We start from the raw sequence: 17,570 nt of genomic DNA, 5'->3' as shown, positions 1-17,570 counted from the left end.
AGGAACTGCTTAGTGCGGTCCTTCTTGGGATTATCTATAAGTTCTTTTGCAGGTCCCTGTTCAAGGATAATACCATTATCCATAAAGATGGCAAGGTCAGCAACGTCTCTTGCAAATGCCATCTCATGGGTAACTATTATCATAGTAGTTTTCTTATTGGCAAGACCTCTTATAACCTTAAGTACCTCTCCTGTAAGCTCTGGATCAAGGGCAGATGTAGGTTCATCAAAGCATAAAATATCCGGCTTTAGCGCAAGCGCCCTTGCAATAGCAACTCTTTGCTGCTGGCCTCCCGATAGCTGATGAGGATAATTGCTCATTCTGTCTTTAAGGCCCATCTGGTCAAGAAGCTCCTTGCCATGATTTATTATGTTCTCTTTATCAGCTCCATCAGCTGCAAGAAGCGGAGCCAGAGTGACATTTTCAAGAGCTGTATACTGAGGGAAAAGATTAAACTGCTGAAACACAAGACCAAAATGAAGTCTCATCTGCCTTAGCATTCTGGTATCAGTTACAGGACTATTACCATCAAAGAGCTTTTCTCCTCTTACTGATATAGTTCCTTCATCTGCATTCTCAAGAAAGTTAAGGCACCTTAAAAGAGTTGTCTTACCGCTTCCCGAAGATCCTATAATAGATATAGTCTGGCCTTCTTCAAGGTCAAAACTTATCCCTTTAAGGACCTGAGTATTATCAAATTTCTTTTTTAAATCTCTTACTTCTAAAATAGGCATATATTTTCCTGATGATCCTTATTATTAAATGACCGTTTTTATATGATCCTTATTATTAAATGGCCGTTTATATAATCCTTATTTAAAATATCCAAGTTTTTTCTCAATATATCCAAAGAGCCAGGTGAGCAGTCCGCTAAATGCAAGATAGAATGCGCCTGTGTAGAACAAAGGCCATATTATTCCATCGCTCTTAATGTATGCCTGACCGTTCCAGATAATCTCGTATACTGCAATGACTCTGGCAAGTGATGTATCCTTGACAAGTGTTATTATCTCATTGGATATAGGCGGAACTATTCTTTTGATAACCTGAAGGAGAATTATCTTATTGAATATCTGTGTTTTGGTCATTCCAAGTACCATACCGGCTTCGTACTGGCCGGCAGGTATTGACTGGATACCGCCTCTGTATATTTCAGAAAAATAGCAGGCATAGTTTATTACAAATGCAACAAGAGCTGCTATAAATCTTCCGTCACTGCTTCCGCCCCATATATTAAGGCCAAGGAATATTCCAGGGCCATAATATATAATAAGGAGCTGAAGCATAAGAGGAGTTCCTCTTATCACCCATATGATAAAACGAATCGGAAGCCTTACAACCGGCACTTTGCTCATAGAGCCAAAACTTATAAAAAGGCCTAGCGGAAGTGAGAACAAGAGTGTCAGTGCAAATAATTTAATTGTGCCAAGAAATCCCTCCAGAAGGGATAATGTTACTGGTAAAAACATCTGCAAAACCTCTTACTGTGCAATTATTGCTTCCTGTACGCCATAGTTTTTAGCAACTTCTTCCATGGAACCATCATCATAATAGGCTTTAAGCTGATCATTTATATATGCTGCAAGGTCAGAACCTTTACGACAGCCTATACCATATTCCTCAGTTGTAAGCTCTATAGTGTGAGTAAGTCCATCATAGCTTGTGCCTTCTCCTACCATGGCTCCAGCCATTAAAAGGTCAATGATACATGCATCTGATGTTCCTGCAGCAACTTCCATAACAGCATCAGCCTGAGATGTAAGCGCTGTATATGTAAGGCCGTTATCAACTGCTGCCTGCTCTCCTGCTGAGCCTGACTCTACTGCAAAGCTAAGTCCTGAAAGATCTTCAACACTCTTATACTTATCTGCATCAGCAGCAGGAACTACAACTACCTGAGCATTATTAAGATATGCATTAGTACACTCCATGGCACTTGTAACTTCGCTTGTAAGAGTCATACCATTCCATACAACATCGATTGACTTATTCTCAAGTTCAAGTATCTTGTTGTCCCAGTCTATTTCTACAAACTCGACTTCAACACCTAATGACTCTGCAACCTTTTTGGCCATATCAGCATCAAATCCAATCCACTGACCACTATCATCCTTATAATCCATAGGTGCGAAATCTGTGATTCCAACTATTAAAGTTCCTTTATCTTTAATATATGAAACATCACTTTCCTGTGTTTCATTACTGCTTTGACTATTATCATTTGAAGCCTGTGAACCTGCACATGCTGTCATACTAAGAGCAATTGACAGTGTTGTAATAAGCGCCATCATTTTCTTTTTCATAATAATCCCTCCATCTTTCATCTCTACTTTTTAGTTATTTATCACTGTACCATACTAAACTAAATGTGTAAAGCCTGTCAACTTTTACATATGAATTATATGATATCGATTTTTAGTTTAATTTTAATATCAGAGCCTAAACTAAGATAAGAAAATATATAAGAAACTATCGAGGTAAGATAGAGAGAGGATAAAATGACACAAGCAACTTACAAAGAACCAATTGACACTAACTATACAGTGATCGATGACGAATTTGATGAAAACGGCTATAACTACTCAAATGAATCAACAGCCAAAAGTAAAAGATCAAATGGACTTAGTAATATACAAAGCCAGATCGATTGTCTTGATCAGGAGCTTTATCCTTTTGGTTTTACTTTTTTGGATATAGCCAAGGATTCCCCCAAAAAGCAAAAAGACAAATATGACTGCGCTGATATAATCTGCACTCTAATAAAGGATCAGAAGATGATGGGTGCTATGCTTGAAAAAGGATATCTTCCTATTAGACTTCTATCTAAGAGAGCAAAGATAGCCCCTAAAATAATAGAAGCTCATGAGGGATATATTGTAATGGCAGCACTTGTAATAACCGGCAATTATCCCGATCTGCAACCATATTTTGATTACGTATTTGGTGATGAATAAGGGGGATATAACATAATGAAAGGAATAGTGCTTTCTTCAGAAAACAACAAGACAGTCGTACTTACAGATGAAGGAAACGTAGTAAGGATAAGAGGAAGTTACGAGGTAGGTCAAAGGATCAATATAAGAAATGCAAACAGACCTTCCGGCATGTTAAAAAATGTTTCAATAGTACTTGGAACTATAGCTGTCCTTATGATATTCACAATATTTGGCTTATATGCAGTTGGTAAAAATTCAGACTCTGATGATTCAGCAGTAAGTTCTTCATCTTCGGAAGCTTCATCAGAGGATGCTTCTTCAGATACTTCAACCGAAGAAACTTCAGAAGATGCTTCGAGTGAATCTTCTGACGATACAAGTACTGATGATGAAGCAGATACTTCAGATTCATCATCAGAAGATACAAGTAGCGATATGCCGCAGCCTGGAACTGATGGTGAAGTTCCTGCTGACGTTCCTTCAGATAATGGTCAGCAGGGTCCCGGCGGCCAAGCTCCTGATGGACAGATGCCTGATGGTCAGGCTCCTGACGGACAGATGCAGGGTGCACCTTCGGAATCCACATGACTGTAGACTCATGGTGCGCCTGAATCAGCCAAATGGCAATTGATATACGGCACGACTAAACCAGACAAATGGCAGTTAACATAAAAAACACTTCCGGAATATATGCAGAAGGTATGAAATTATATATAGCACCACCTTAAAAATCCGTGTACAAGCAGATGCAAGTACGCGGATTTTTATTGGTAAAGCCTTAAGGCTTTATATGATTTTTTCCGATCAAAAATGATCAGTCTTTCTTCTCTATCTTTTTAGTAGAGTCTTTCTTACTTGTGATTTTAGCGGATTCCTTCTTTGCTGTTGCTATCTTCTTGGACTCTTTTTTAGCTGTTGTAAGCTTTGCAGACTCCTTCTTTGTGGTTGTAAGCTTTGCAGACTCCTTCTTTGTGGTTGTAAGCTTCTTGGACTCTTTCTTAGTAGTAGTAAGCTTTACTGATTCCTTCTTTGCTGTAGCAAGCTTGTGGTTTGAAAGAATAGTCTCAAGAGAAGCTGCCTTAGAAACATCACCCTCGATCCTGATATCGCCAAGAGCGCTCTTAAGTGAGCTTCCACCATCAAGGAGCTTTAAGATTGAATCTGCATTTCCGCGTACACGGAAATCATTGTCATAGTACTCATAAGGCTCAACCTGAACTTTACCATCTGAAAGTTCTACATAAAATGCGCCTTCTCCATCACCTTCAACATCAAATTCTATGGCAAGGTGATCATGAATCTTTGATGCATCAAGTACTGAGACTTTTTTCTTAGCTGACTTTACAACTTCTGAATACTTCATAATACGTCCTCCCTTTCGTTTAGAACCCTTTGGCCCGGCTACTTAATGTAAAGCATGTGCCTCTAGTCCTCTTATTTAATTCAATTTTTGAAACAATGATTTTAAAGACAGTATATCACGTTTTTGCGTTTATGTAGAGTCCTGCTCAAATTTTTACTAATATTTTTAATAATATTTGTATAAAATAAGCATTAATGGTACAAACTCCCCACAAAAGAATGTGAGGAGTTTAATTATATTAATCTGCCTTCTGAAGCTTCCAGATATCTCTGTTGTATTCCATAATAGTACGGTCTGATGAAAAATATCCTGCTTTTGCGATGTTTACAAGCATCATATGTTTCCACTTATCACGGTTCTCATAATCTGCAAAGATTCTGTCTTTAGCTTCAATATATGACTCAAGATCGATAAGAGTCATGAACCAGTCTTTATTTAAAAGTTCGTTATAAAGTCTTGTAAGATTCTCTTTCTTACCAACCTTCAGGCACTGCTTACTTACGATGAAATCTACAGCCTCTTTGATGACAGGGCTCTTCTCATAGTACTTCTTGGATACATAGTCAGCCTTCTTGTAATGCTTTATGACTGTATCTGAATCTATACCAAAAATATAGATATTATCATCACCAACAAGGTCATGTATCTCAACATTAGCACCATCATCTGTTCCAAGAGTAATAGCACCGTTAAGCATGAACTTCATGTTGGAAGTTCCTGAAGCTTCCTTACTTGCAAGAGATATCTGCTCTGATACATCTGCTGCAGGGATAAGGTGTTCAGCATAAGTTACGTTATAATTCTCAACGAATATAACCTTCATATATGGGCTTACATCAGGATCATTGTTAACGATCTCCTGCAGGCAGAGAAGAAGGTGGATGATGTCCTTAGCTATAACATAAGCAGGTGCAGCCTTTGCGCCAAATATAAATGTAAGAGGACGAACAGGCTTTTTGCCACTCTTTATCTCCAAATACTTATGAATAATATAAAGTGCATTCATCTGCTGACGCTTATATTCATGAAGACGCTTAACCTGGATATCGTAAATTGATGTAGGATCGATCTTAATACCTTCATGCTTTTCTATATAAGCAGCAAGATCTTTTTTCTTCTCCTGTTTAATACTGTCAAGGCGATCAAGGAAGCCTTCATCATTCTCATGATCAAGAAGCTCTTCAAGACGGTTAGCATCCTTCTTGTAGCCATCTCCGATTGTATCTGCTATAAGATCAGCAAGCGGATGATTACATGAAAGGAGCCATCTTCTAAAGGTGATTCCATTGGTCTTATTATTAAATTTCTCAGGATAGAGCTTATAAAAATCATTGAGCTCAGTATTCTTAAGGATCTCTGTATGGATAGCGGCAACGCCGTTTACAGAGAAGCCATAATGAATATCAATGAATGCCATGTGAACTTTCTTGTCCTTATCGATGATCTGGACCTTCTTGTTCTTAACCTTAGCTCTTACTCTCTTATCAAGCTCCTTGATATATGGAACAAGCTGAGGCACAACCTTCTCAAGATATGCAAGAGGCCATGTTTCAAGCGCTTCTGCGAGAATTGTATGGTTAGTATAAGCGCAGGTCTTTGATACAACATCAATTGCATCATCCATAGAGAATGCTTTCTCTTCTACAAGGATCCTTATAAGCTCAGGAATGATCATTGTTGGGTGTGTATCATTGATCTGGATAACAGCATGATTGTAGAGTTTACGAAGATCATACTGACGCTCCTTCATCTCATGAAGAATGAGCTGAGCTGCATTACTTACAAGGAAGTACTCCTGATATATTCTAAGAAGGTTACCAGCTTCATCAGAATCGTCAGGATATAAGAAAAGAGTCAGGTTCTTTTCAATCTTGGTCTTGTCAAAGTTAATACCCTTTTTAACAAGCTTCTCATCAACTGTTTCAATATCAAAAAGGCGAAGCTTGTTGATACCTGAATCATATCCGCTGACATAAAGGTTATAAAGTCTTGATACAACCTTCTTGTCACCAAATTCTACATCAAAAGTAGTATCTGTCTTCTCAAGCCAGGACTTATTCTCCTGCCACTCATCCTTTACAGCTGTCTGAAGATTCTTCTCAAATACCTGTTTAAAAAGACCATAGTGATAATTAAGTCCTATTCCTTCACCAGGAAACTTAAGTGTTGCTATAGAATCAAGAAAACATGCAGCAAGACGACCAAGTCCGCCATTACCAAGAGACGGCTCAGGTTCGTACTCTTCTATATCAGAAAGCTTCTTGCCATTCTTACGAAGAATCTGATTGACCTTATCATATACACGAAGGTTTATAAGATTGTTGGAAAGGAGCTTACCAATAAGGAACTCCATTGAAATATAATAAATCTTCTTCTCCCCAACTATAGGCTCTGCCACGCGCATAAGCTCATTAGTAACATCGAGTAATACGTAGTAAGCCTCTTTGTCTGTACAGTCTGAAAATGACTTATCGAACTGTCTGTCTGCACTTCTCTCCATCTGTTCTTCGAGATTAAGAACAAGAATATCACGTTGCATGTTTGTTGACATAAAAAACTCCTTTCCCATTAAGGAACATAAATCACCGGCTATGACCGGCACATTATTTTCTTTTTGTTGTCCACCTTATTTTGGCAAAAAAGATATCTTTAAAATTCAGGATAGTCTCGCCAAAACAAGTTGGACGCTTGTCTTACATAAATAATACAGCAAAATTAACGGCATAGAAAACGTTTTCTGTTTTCATGATATTACCTTAGCATAAGAAAACGTTTTCCGCAAGCATATTTTTACAATTTTTATATCATTCTTTTACTTTTAAAAAAGCTCATATTAAGATCACCTTATGATCTCTTCATACTTAAGCCTTACAAGCTCATGAGGCATTGTAACTCTTATACCTTCTTCTCCGTCAAGAAGCTTTTGCATCTCTTCCACAGCTCTTGAAGATATAGCTGCAAAGTTCTGCCTTACAGTGTTCATCTGCTTACCTACATAGCCCATGAGAACTATTCCATCAAAGCCGCACACAGGCCTGAATATATCCATGTCTATAAGAGCCTTCATCGCTCCTATCGCCATGAGATCTGAAGCACATATAACACAGTCCTTATTTTTCCCATATTTAAGCGTCAGATTTCTTGCCTGAAGCTCTGAAAAATTGCCATTCCTTATAAGCACCTGAAGCCCCAGCTCTTCTTTAAGCTTCTTAATACCTTCAAGACGGGCATCTGTTACATAGCCGTCCCTTGTTCCTGCTATATAGAGAATCTTTCTGCAGTTATTTTCCTTAATAGTCTTTTTGGCTACATCATACTGAGCCTTGGCCTGGTTGACACTTACGCATGAAGTAGACGGCCCTATGAATGGAACATCTATAACTACTGTTTTAAAGGTATCATTTTCTATAAGCTGTCTTAGTACCTTATCTTCTTTGGACATGCCATATATTATTATGCCTTTGATGCTCTGGGAGACAAAATATCTTGTCATCTCTTCAAGAGACATATTCTCTATCATACTAAAGAAAATAGTGATCACATCCATCTGAAGCTCTCTGGCTTTACTGATAGCTCCGGCAATATACTGCATATCTATCTCATCGATAGCCTGAGTTTCAACATTCAGTTTAATAAGAAGGGCAATTCGTCCTGAATTCTTGGAAGATAATGTAGCCGCAACTGTGTTAGGAACAAAGCCCAGCCTGTTTACAACCTCCATTACCTTTGCCTTAGTATCTTCGCTTACATTAGGATAATTATTCAGTACCTTGGATACTGTAGAAATGGCAACTCCTGCCTCTTTTGCAACATCTTTTATAGATACCACTTTTGCACCTTCCTGTAAAAAAACGTTTTCTTTTAGTTTAGCACAGAATTTTATATATCAAAACAAATGATTTATATTCAGTATTTATTCTCTTTGGAATCCTCATATCCAAGCAAAGCGAGTTTCGAATCTCAGAATAAATCCAAGGTACATATCTTTGAATTGTCATTGATAAGTTAAACTCGCAAACGCTTTGCTTTTTGCTTGTTATATAATACCTTGGGCAGCTAATAAAGGATTTTCGATGTCTTTAGATTTCTTGGTAAATACAAGACAAGCAAATACTTTATTAACTGCCCAAGGCAATCAAATAGTAAGAAATAGCAATTATTTAATATGTAAAGTCTGATTTAATAGCAAATATTTAATATGCAAAGTCTGATTTATTACTTCAGTATCTTTTCGATTGCATCAAGTTCATCGTCAGTAAATTCAAGGTGCTCGATCATCTTGATATTATCAAGAATCTGGGAAGGTCTGCTTGCACCTACAAGTACCGATGTTACTCTGTCTCTTCTAAGGATCCAGGAAAGTGCCATCTCTGCAAGAGTCTGTCCTCTACCCTCCGCAATCTCTTTGAGCTTTCTAACCTTATCGATTACTTCAGGAGTGATCTGATCTTCGTGAAGGAAGTGGTTACGCTTTGCTCTGCTATCTTCCGGGATTCCATTAAGGTATCTGTCAGTAAGAAGTCCCTGTGCAAGAGGTGAGAAGCATATCATTCCTGCGCCTACTTCTTTACAGGTGTCCTGAAGCTTGTCATCTTCTGTCCAGCGGTTGAACATATTGTAAACTACCTGATTTATAAGAAGAGGTGTGTGATTCTCTTTGAGAATCTTAGCAGCCTTTTTGGTCTGCTCTGAATTATAGTTGGATATTCCAACATATAATGCCTTACCTGATCTTACGATATCAGAAAGAGCTTCCATGGTCTCTTCAATAGGTGTATCAGGATCTGGTCTGTGATGATAGAAAATATCAACATAATCAAGATGCATTCTCTTCAATGACTGATCAAGACTTGCAATAAGATACTTTCTTGAACCATGGTCACCATAAGGTCCCGGCCACATATCATATCCGGCCTTGGTTGATATAACCATCTCATCTCTGTAAGGACGCATATCCTTATCCATGATCCTGCCAAAATTCTCTTCAGCTGATCCGTATACAGGTCCATAATTATTAGCAAGATCAAAGTGAGTGATACCATTATCAAATGCTGTATGCACCATATCAAGCATATTCTCAAACTTGTCTACAGATCCAAAATTGTGCCACAGTCCAAGAGATACTCTTGGAAGGAAAAGACCACTGTTTCCGCATCTTAAGTACTTCATTTTGTCATATCTTTTTTCATCTGCTAAGTACATTTTTAAAGCTCCTTATGATTAGTATTATTGAATGTACAAGGCATCGTCCAAAGAAAACGCGCCTTTATGATCATTTTGTTTCTTGATATTCGTTATCGGGCAAGCTCAAACCGAAACAACTTTTGACTCTTATGTCATATTTTCCCATGGTTAAAGTTATAAGCTTTCTCGCTTATCTTTTGTAAATCTTTTGATTGCAAGAAGCACTACTACCATAAGTATTATACTTATAGGAAGTGTAATAAGCCAGTTACGTACAAATCCTGCAAGGATATAGCATACAACAGATACTGCGGCAACTGTGATAGCATATGGAAGCTGTGTTGATACATGCTTTATATGCTCGCACTGTCCGCCTGCAGATGCCATGATAGTTGTATCTGATATAGGTGAGCAGTGATCTCCGCATACTGCACCAGCCATGCAGGCTGAAATTGCTATTATCATAAGTTCGTTATTGATATCACTGTGGAATGCACTTACTACTATTGGGATCAGCATACCAAAAGTTCCCCAGCTTGTTCCTGTAGCAAATGCAAGAAAAGCTCCTATTATGAAAACGAAAGCAGGTAACAGTCCCATTACCATTCCGTTTTCTGCAACCTTCTCAACAAGGCCTCCAACATATTCGGAAGCACCAAGTGAATCTGTCATTGACTTAAGTGTCCATGCAAGAGTAAGGATAAGTATTGCAGGAACCATACTCTTAAAGCCTTCAGGAATCGCATTCATGCACTCGTTAAAATCAAGGACTCTTGTTGCAAGGTAGAATATAAGTGTAATAAGAAGAGCTGCCATAGATCCGTATACAAGTCCTGTAGAAGCATCAGCATTTGAAAATGCTGTAACAAAACCTTCACCTTCAAAGAATCCGCCTGTATAGATCATTCCTATAATGCAGCATATTATAAGTGCAACTATAGGAATTACAAGATGCATAACCCTGCCCTTTTGAGATATTGGTGGATTTGGCTGATCCTCAGCACCTGTAAGACTTGAGTGTTTTAAGGTTCCATCCGGAGAAGATGTAATACCACACTTCATTTCAGCTTCTGCCATTTTTCCATAATCAAATCTGCCTATAGATATAGTCAGCATCATTACAAATGTAAGAAAAGCATAAAAGTTATATGGAATTGCCCTTATAAAAAGTTCAAGACCGTTAGCTCCTTCTACAAAGCCTGTAACAGCTGCTGCCCATGATGATATAGGTGCTATGATACAGACAGGTGCAGCTGTAGCATCAATAAGATATGCAAGCTTTTCTCTTGATACCCTGTGCTTATCAGTTACAGGACGCATAACAGAACCGACTGTAAGACAGTTAAAATAGTCATCTATAAAAATAAGTGTTCCAAGTGCTATTGTAGCAAGCTGCGCGCCAAGTCTGGTCTTAACATGAGTGCTTGCCCATCTTCCAAAAGCAGCCGAACCACCGGCTCTGTTCATAAGCATTACGATACTTCCTAGAACTACAAGGAATATAAGAATACCAACATTCCATGGATCAGAAAGCTGAGCTATCATACCATCTACAAAGATATGTTTCATTGCTATAACAGGATTAAATCCCGCGTACAGAAGTCCTCCTGTTATGATTCCTATCATCAAAGATGAATAAACTTCTTTGGTAATAAGAGCAAGTAAAATAGCAATTATTGGGGGAAGAAGCGCCCATAGTGAATTAGCAAACATATTTGATCCTCCTGTGATTTATTTCATTAGTCTATTACAACAGTAAAGTATAGCACAATTTAATAGGATGCATATCTAAAATTTTTGAACCAAATGATGTCCGCTAATTCACATGATAATAATCTGACCATTTATCAGCCTGCAGCACCATCTTCATAATAACTGGTCATATAAGCCTACAGCTTCATCTTTAAAATCATTGGTCATATCTCAGCCTGCAGTTCCATCTTTAAAATCATTGGTCATATCAACCTGCAGCTCCATCTTTAAAATCATTGGTCATATATCAACCTGCTGCTCCATCTTCATAATAATTGACCATATCAAAATTCTCATCAAGGTATTCTCGTTCAGCATCTCCAAATTCGCAGTCTGTAAATGTGATATATCCAGGCTCACCATATGTGCTGAAAAGATCGCCCTCATTATCCTTGAATGTACACTCTGTAAAGAAGATATAGCCTGTATTATAAGAATTTTCTATAAGTGTATATTCTTTATTATTGATAAACTCTGAATTATAGAAATATATGTCTGTTGAATCCTCCATGATCATAGTAATACCGTAGGTACAGTCGTGTATGCAGGAGTCATAGATATATACACCTGTGCAGGCACTGCAGTAAAGTCCATATGCTCCGCAGCCGTAAAGGTCAAGATTGGTTCCTGATATTCCGCTTGAAGAATATAGTGCAAGTACATTAGCTGAGCACTCACCCTTTTGAGCATCGTGTCCTATTATAAGATTATTAAGAGTTACATCCTTACATCCATTTAGTACAAATACATCATAATATGGACTGTTTATTACTATCTCAGGTCTGTCATTTGCATCTTCACCTTCAATAGTCATATTGTAAACATTACATACTCCGTATTCGCCCCACCAGGATGAATATCCCCAGTATGCATGATCTTCAAGGAATTTATCTGTGGGTGTAAGAACATAATCGGTTATATCATACTTACCTGCTTCTACAACTATATGTCTGTTAGGAGCAATTGCATCTATAAGTTCTTCTGGAGTAGATACATGGATTTCTTCCTGTTCTTCATAATCAGGTTCTCCGTCATCATACTCGTAAAGCTCTCCTTCTACAGCATCATCAATTACCTCTGTATATTCTACAAGTTCATCAAGATCACCTGTCGTATCATCTATATAATCGCTATTAATATAATCCTTGATATCATCAACAGGAATAGTAATATCATATTCATTATCATTGTTCATAATAGAATATGCATCAAAATGTACTATGAACTCATCTCCTATTATGCAGCATGGAAGATAATCATACTCAACCATTGAATTAATAGCATCCAGAGCTACAGATACGCCCTCTTCTGTTGTCTCATTTACAAGATCCTTCTCCCTTGGATATGCTGCTACAACGGCATCATATAATAGCTGTCCTACTCCTTCTTTTTGGGCAAAAAATGAATCGGACCATATTCTTCTTCCGCTATTGATATCATAATTCACATAATAATAGTAAGGCGCATTGTCATCAGCATATGACCAGTCATATTCTTCAGTAACCTTTGCTGTAAATAGCTTATCATCAAGTCTTACAACTTCAGCGGAAATATCATAATGATAGGTGGAGTTCTCATCTTCAGGCGATCCATATCCAAAACATTTAATATCCTGAATTGTAGATTCTGCAATACTATCGCTGTAATTGACCATAGCTGCCCAAAGCTTTGGATATTCCATCATAAATTCTTCGTTAACAACAATCTCAGGATAAGAGCCTGTAGATACAAGGCCTTCATTATCTGCAAACTCTGCCGAAAGCTTATGGCTTATTACACTTATATCCTTTTGGTTTTCTTCCTCATTATCCTTTGCAGATGAAGCCTTTGCCGTTTCATCTTCTTCAACTACTACAGTTGTATTTTCTTTAGTTTCGCTTTTTTCATTCTTCTCAGAAACCTCTTCAGCACCCAAAGAAGCATCTAGCGCGCCGCAAGAAGTAAGAATCAGTGACATACTCATAAACAAGGACACAACAAATTTTTTTCTCATAATACCTCCTTACAAAACCAAAGCTGGTTATCTTACACTCTATATAATACAATAGATATAAATAAAAGTGTTCAAAATTCCGATAATTAATATTGTTTACACCGTGATTATGTTTTTTCAAAATGATAGTTCCATTTAAATAAGGTTATAAGGAGGCACTATGACTGCACCTGTTATAATCATAACTATCATAAGCATAGGGCTTATCGCCGCAGGGCTTCTATTAAACGAATGGACATCAGGCAATAAGGCCCTTCTATCAAGAAAAAATATAAGGCGTCATAAAAGATGGCGTATGCTCCTCAAAAAATACGAAAGCAGTGATGGAAATGTTCCAAACGGAGTACTGCGCCTTTTACTTAATCCTGAGAATCTTGCTGCATTTGCAGATGTATCTTTTGAATCCGTAGACAACCTTTCCTCTGCTTTTTGTATTTTATACAAAAATGAGCGCTATTTATGTTCACTATTTGGAAGTACTTCAGATGATATAAAAAGCTTTTTTGCTTATACCTTGTCTACCTTCCAGATTACAGACAAAGAACACAATGCCTTTTTTGAAAAAACAATGCTCTCCTATCTTGGCAAGGATTCAGTCTACCTTCGTCAAAATGCCCTCCTTGCAATTTATAGTTTTGGATGTGAATCCCTTGTCATAGATGCTTTTCATGCTATTAAAAAGAAAAACTTCTATCACAATGAACATCTTCTGGCAGACGGACTCATGACATTTACCGGAGATAAGGTATCACTTGCAAGATGTCTTATGAATGTTTTTGATACTTTTGATAAACATTGCAAGATTGCAATAATAAATTTCATGAGATATGCAGATATCCATGACCATGATGAAAGATTTATGTTTCTTGCATCAGATCCAAATGTTGATATAGATATAAGATGCGCTTCCATAAGACTCTTTTCCAAAAAGCCCGGAAGAAAAACAACCAGAAGACTTATAAATATCATAAATGATAATATTGATTCAGACATCTGGGAACCTGTATCTGTAGCCGCTTCTGCAATCGGAGACTACAATGACAATAATGGAAATATTGACGCTGTAGACTGTCTTCTTAAAGCGATTCATTCCAAGTGGTGGTATGTACGAATCAACAGTTCAAAATCATTATCAAAACTTGGAGTAACCAAACAGCAGATCAAATTGCTTGAAGACAGTAAAGACGCTTATGCTCTTGAAGAATTATCTTATGCAATCAATGAGCTTCACACGGCACTTGATAATATATGAGCTACTTAATGAGTCTCTCTCACTTGATAATATATGAACTCCTTAATAAACTTCACTCTCGCTTGATAATATATAAGCTGCTTGTCATCTAAAAATAATGGATTATACGGCTAAACAATCATAAAACCAAAGGGGATATAAGTCTATGGAAACAATAATCTTTATTGTATCAGTAGTATTACTTATCTTCTCAACTGTATTTTTTATTATATCATTAAAAAGTTATCTGCCTGTTCGCAAAGAGCGCCAGAAAAAGCTCCTTCATAAGAGGCTTGATCATGATTTCTATTTTCCGATCACAGTTATAGTCCAGGCAGATGATTATCCTTTTTCATATATCAATAACGTATTGACTCAGGATTACAAGTTATTTGAAGTTATAATGACTGATTGCTCAGGTGATCCGGAAAAGGTTAAACGTCTTATAAAGCATTATTCATTAAAAGAAGATAATCAAAGACCCATAAGATATTATAAAGACTGTATTCACCCTGACAGGATATACAGAGGAAGGGAAGGCAATATTCCTCTTACTCTTTTAGTGCATGATGCGGTCAAAGATTCTGTTCCAGAACTTGAATGTCCTTTACTTACCGCTGGAGTAGCAGCTTCAAGGATGCCCTATATATCTTTTTCCAAAAATGAAGAAAGAAAAATCATCCCCGGCACATGCCTTAAAAATCTGGCAAGATGTGTGCTCGAGGATGATAATATTACAGAAGCAAATCTGTACGGTATGTACTTGTATAATAAGGCAAAGTTCATAGAAGAACTTCTGCCTGTATCACCATCTCTCCATAAGGCCGAATGAATCAACAAGATCGGAGTGATCTGTCCAGCCTATATAATAGGCATCAAGTTCAGAGATTTCATTGGTAACCTCGCCATAGATAGGAATCCAGGTTATCTCCTGATATGTTGTATACATTATGTCATTGGGATAGTCTGACTCTATAGTATCGACTTCGTCCTGGGAAAGACCTATGTCTTCATCTTCCATATAAAGATCTATGGCGCCGAACTGATGCATCATTTCGTGGGCAAAAGCTGCAGGAGTCTCTTCTTCTCCATTACTGTGCATGAATATGTATGAAAATTCATATACGCTGTCAAGAGCATATCCTGCATAAAAACATGTAGTACAGGATACATCTTCTATTGAGCGGTCTGTGTTGACATATACCATGATAGCAACACTGTCCGCATCATATTTTTTTTGAATGGCACCAACATCAATGCTGTTCTCTATAAAATACCAGATCTCGCAATCTGCACCGTAAAAATCTTTTACTGAATCTGATTCTATGGTAAGTGAATATCCAAGATCTTCATCTTCATAAAAGTCATAAATAAGATTTAAATCCTGTCCCCACTTATCTGCTTCATCCATAAGATAATTGCAGGCAATATCAAGATATTCTATAGTATGAGAAAATGTTCTGTTATCACTTTTACTATCTGTCCAGGTACAATTGGCATCGTCCACATAAATTGATATTACTGGTATATTGCCGGTCAGAGCATCACTACTTCCATTATCGCCCTTGAATACTCCTGTTCCGCCCGTTGACTCATATGGTTCATAGTAATCATCATATTCATCAGCATTCTTATTATTACCATCTGCTTCATACCAGTTATCATAGTACCAGTCATCGTAATACTCATCTTCATCATACCAGTCGTCTTCATCCCACTCATTGTAAGGATCGTCATCCCAGTATTCTAAATAGTCATCCCATGAATCTATTTCTGAATCGGTACGACCTGAATAATATCCATCTTCGTAGCCCTCTTCATATGCATATTCATAGTTTTCATTATAAGCATCGTCATATCCTGCCTGATATGCTTCATCATAATCCACATATGGATAATCATCCGAATCATCTAATATATACGCTATATCTCCGCATCCTTGCAATGACGCAGTTACAGTAATAGTCGTAAAAAGAGCTGTAATTTTTTTAATTGACCATGCAAGTCTTCTTCCCATCACATAATCCCTTCAAACATTTATATACGCAAATACTCATTATACAATTAGTTTATTCAAACTTCGCACATTATAAATAAGTTACTTCCCTTGCAATTTGATTACCTTGGGCAGTTAATCTACTATTTTCGAATCTCAAAAATCTTATAATTCAAGGCTTAATATCTGGACTTTTATATTCCGGGGTCCGAAACTCGCTTCACTCAGACATGCGGACCCCAAGAAGAATATAAAACTCCATCTATCAAGCTCTTGAATTTAATAAGATTTTTAAAGACTCGAAAATACTATATTAACTGCCCAGGACATCAAATTTGCAAGGATCTTAGATTGTTTATAAGTGCACAGTTTGAGTTAGTTTACATAAAATATCAGCAAGGAAAGATAGTAATATATATCGCTTAAATATGACTTAAAATATAGACTTCAATATCCAAAACCCGAATAATGAAAATACAAATATACCTATTTATTTGTAATTATATGATGAAGGATTAAAAAGGTCAAAGAAACTATGACATAATGCGGATAAGAGATAATGACTCACAATGCCTTATCCGCAAATTTTAATTTAAAACTCCAAGTTTGATAAAGACTTACGGATAAACGATACTGATTCACAGCTCCTTATCCGCAAATGTTAATCGAAATCTCCAAAATCTATAAAGACTTGCGGATAAACGGTACTGATTCATAATCCCTTATCCGCAAATCTTAATTAAAGCCTCCAGGATTGATAAAAACTTACGGATAAACGGTACTGAATCACAACTCCTTATCCGCAAATGTTAATCGAAACCTCCAGGATTGATAAAAACTTGCGGATAAACGGTACTGATTCATAATCCCTTATCCGCAAATCTTAATCGAGACCTCCAAGATTGATAAAGACTTGCGGATAAACGGTACTGAATCACAGCTCCTTATCCGCAAATCTTATTTAAAACCTCCAGGATTGATAAAAACTTGCGGATAAACGATACAGATTCACCCCCTTATCCGCAAATATTAATTGGAACCGCCTGGCTTAAGACCTCCATTATAAGCTCAACCTTCGCACATCATACGCATCCTTCTATCCTTGCAATATGATA

The 17,570-nt window shown here is 37.2% G+C and carries 14 protein-coding genes; 4 read left to right on the top strand and 10 right to left on the bottom strand.

Annotation, left to right across the window (positions count from 1 at the left end):
* The 3 genes from K6G87_RS18850 to K6G87_RS18840 form a co-directional block, all read right to left on the bottom strand.
* Window positions 1–734, bottom strand: a 734-nt coding sequence (locus tag K6G87_RS18850) for an amino acid ABC transporter ATP-binding protein (protein ID WP_296840764.1), incomplete at its 3' end; no start/stop codon positions are given.
* Between the two features lie 78 nt (window positions 735–812).
* On the bottom strand, window positions 813–1,469 hold the full coding sequence (locus K6G87_RS18845) for an amino acid ABC transporter permease (RefSeq protein WP_296840763.1): 657 nt from the start codon (window positions 1,467–1,469) through the stop codon (window positions 813–815).
* A 12-nt stretch (window positions 1,470–1,481) separates the two neighbouring features.
* On the bottom strand, window positions 1,482–2,303 hold the full coding sequence (locus K6G87_RS18840; protein ID WP_296840761.1) for a transporter substrate-binding domain-containing protein: 822 nt from the start codon (window positions 2,301–2,303) through the stop codon (window positions 1,482–1,484).
* A 195-nt stretch (window positions 2,304–2,498) separates the two neighbouring features.
* Here K6G87_RS18840 and K6G87_RS18835 point away from each other — a divergent pair, with 195 nt between their 5' ends.
* Window positions 2,499–2,954: a hypothetical protein gene (locus K6G87_RS18835; RefSeq protein WP_296840760.1), complete on the top strand. Its 456-nt coding sequence runs from the start codon at window positions 2,499–2,501 to the stop codon at window positions 2,952–2,954.
* Window positions 2,955–2,969: 15 nt separating this feature from the next.
* On the top strand, window positions 2,970–3,524 hold the full coding sequence (locus K6G87_RS18830) for an anti-sigma factor domain-containing protein (protein ID WP_296840758.1): 555 nt from the start codon (window positions 2,970–2,972) through the stop codon (window positions 3,522–3,524).
* A gap of 226 nt (window positions 3,525–3,750) precedes the next feature.
* Here K6G87_RS18830 and K6G87_RS18825 read toward each other — a convergent pair whose 3' ends face one another.
* The 6 genes from K6G87_RS18825 to K6G87_RS18800 all read right to left on the bottom strand — a co-directional run bounded on the left by K6G87_RS18825 (window position 3,751) and on the right by K6G87_RS18800 (window position 13,228).
* Window positions 3,751–4,299 carry an SCP2 sterol-binding domain-containing protein gene (locus K6G87_RS18825; RefSeq protein WP_296840755.1) on the bottom strand — a complete coding sequence of 183 codons (549 nt, stop codon included), beginning with the start codon at window positions 4,297–4,299 and terminating at the stop codon, window positions 3,751–3,753.
* 238 nt (window positions 4,300–4,537) lie between these two features.
* The gene (locus tag K6G87_RS18820) at window positions 4,538–6,850 is read right to left on the bottom strand and encodes a glycogen/starch/alpha-glucan phosphorylase (protein WP_296840753.1); all 2,313 of its coding nucleotides are present in this window, start codon (window positions 6,848–6,850) and stop codon (window positions 4,538–4,540) included.
* Window positions 6,851–7,138: 288 nt separating this feature from the next.
* Window positions 7,139–8,128, bottom strand: a complete 990-nt coding sequence (locus K6G87_RS18815) for a LacI family DNA-binding transcriptional regulator (protein ID WP_296840751.1) — start codon at window positions 8,126–8,128, stop codon at window positions 7,139–7,141.
* A 386-nt stretch (window positions 8,129–8,514) separates the two neighbouring features.
* Complete coding sequence (gene mgrA / locus K6G87_RS18810) at window positions 8,515–9,501, bottom strand: L-glyceraldehyde 3-phosphate reductase (protein WP_296840749.1); 987 nt, start codon at window positions 9,499–9,501, stop codon at window positions 8,515–8,517.
* A gap of 156 nt (window positions 9,502–9,657) precedes the next feature.
* Entirely contained in the window at window positions 9,658–11,196 is a 1,539-nt protein-coding gene (locus K6G87_RS18805) for a Na+/H+ antiporter NhaC family protein (RefSeq protein ID WP_296840747.1), read from the bottom strand.
* Window positions 11,197–11,482: 286 nt separating this feature from the next.
* Window positions 11,483–13,228 (bottom strand): right-handed parallel beta-helix repeat-containing protein, encoded by a 1,746-nt coding sequence (locus K6G87_RS18800; RefSeq protein WP_296840745.1) that lies wholly within the window; start codon window positions 13,226–13,228, stop codon window positions 11,483–11,485.
* Window positions 13,229–13,388: 160 nt separating this feature from the next.
* On the opposite strand from K6G87_RS18800, the gene K6G87_RS18795 reads away from it, so the two are divergent.
* Window positions 13,389–14,480: a hypothetical protein gene (locus K6G87_RS18795; protein ID WP_296840743.1), complete on the top strand. Its 1,092-nt coding sequence runs from the start codon at window positions 13,389–13,391 to the stop codon at window positions 14,478–14,480.
* 145 nt (window positions 14,481–14,625) lie between these two features.
* Window positions 14,626–15,291, top strand: coding sequence for a hypothetical protein (locus tag K6G87_RS18790; RefSeq protein WP_296840741.1), 666 nt, complete (start codon window positions 14,626–14,628; stop codon window positions 15,289–15,291).
* Here K6G87_RS18790 and K6G87_RS18785 read toward each other — a convergent pair.
* Window positions 15,265–16,476, bottom strand: a complete 1,212-nt coding sequence (locus K6G87_RS18785) for a hypothetical protein (RefSeq protein ID WP_296840739.1) — start codon at window positions 16,474–16,476, stop codon at window positions 15,265–15,267. The genes K6G87_RS18790 and K6G87_RS18785 overlap by 27 nt on opposite strands.
* Window positions 16,477–17,570: the final 1,094 nt, after the last annotated feature.

It is taken from the genome of Butyrivibrio sp. (assembly GCF_024699075.1).
The sequence above is the reverse complement of the archived record's forward strand: the minus strand, read 5'-3'. Positions and strand labels throughout refer to the sequence as shown.

Coding starts and splice junctions, on each gene's coding strand:
- K6G87_RS18845 (WP_296840763.1), bottom strand. CDS start 1,469: ATGTTTTTACCAGTAACATTATCCCTTCTGGAGGGATTTCTTGGCACA.
- K6G87_RS18825 (WP_296840755.1), bottom strand. CDS start 4,299: ATGAAGTATTCAGAAGTTGTAAAGTCAGCTAAGAAAAAAGTCTCAGTA.
- K6G87_RS18800 (WP_296840745.1), bottom strand. CDS start 13,228: ATGAGAAAAAAATTTGTTGTGTCCTTGTTTATGAGTATGTCACTGATT.
- K6G87_RS18785 (WP_296840739.1), bottom strand. CDS start 16,476: ATGGGAAGAAGACTTGCATGGTCAATTAAAAAAATTACAGCTCTTTTT.
- mgrA (WP_296840749.1), bottom strand. CDS start 9,501: ATGTACTTAGCAGATGAAAAAAGATATGACAAAATGAAGTACTTAAGA.
- K6G87_RS18790 (WP_296840741.1), top strand. CDS start 14,626: ATGGAAACAATAATCTTTATTGTATCAGTAGTATTACTTATCTTCTCA.
- K6G87_RS18830 (WP_296840758.1), top strand. CDS start 2,970: ATGAAAGGAATAGTGCTTTCTTCAGAAAACAACAAGACAGTCGTACTT.
- K6G87_RS18820 (WP_296840753.1), bottom strand. CDS start 6,850: ATGTCAACAAACATGCAACGTGATATTCTTGTTCTTAATCTCGAAGAA.
- K6G87_RS18805 (WP_296840747.1), bottom strand. CDS start 11,196: ATGTTTGCTAATTCACTATGGGCGCTTCTTCCCCCAATAATTGCTATT.
- K6G87_RS18840 (WP_296840761.1), bottom strand. CDS start 2,303: ATGAAAAAGAAAATGATGGCGCTTATTACAACACTGTCAATTGCTCTT.
- K6G87_RS18835 (WP_296840760.1), top strand. CDS start 2,499: ATGACACAAGCAACTTACAAAGAACCAATTGACACTAACTATACAGTG.
- K6G87_RS18795 (WP_296840743.1), top strand. CDS start 13,389: ATGACTGCACCTGTTATAATCATAACTATCATAAGCATAGGGCTTATC.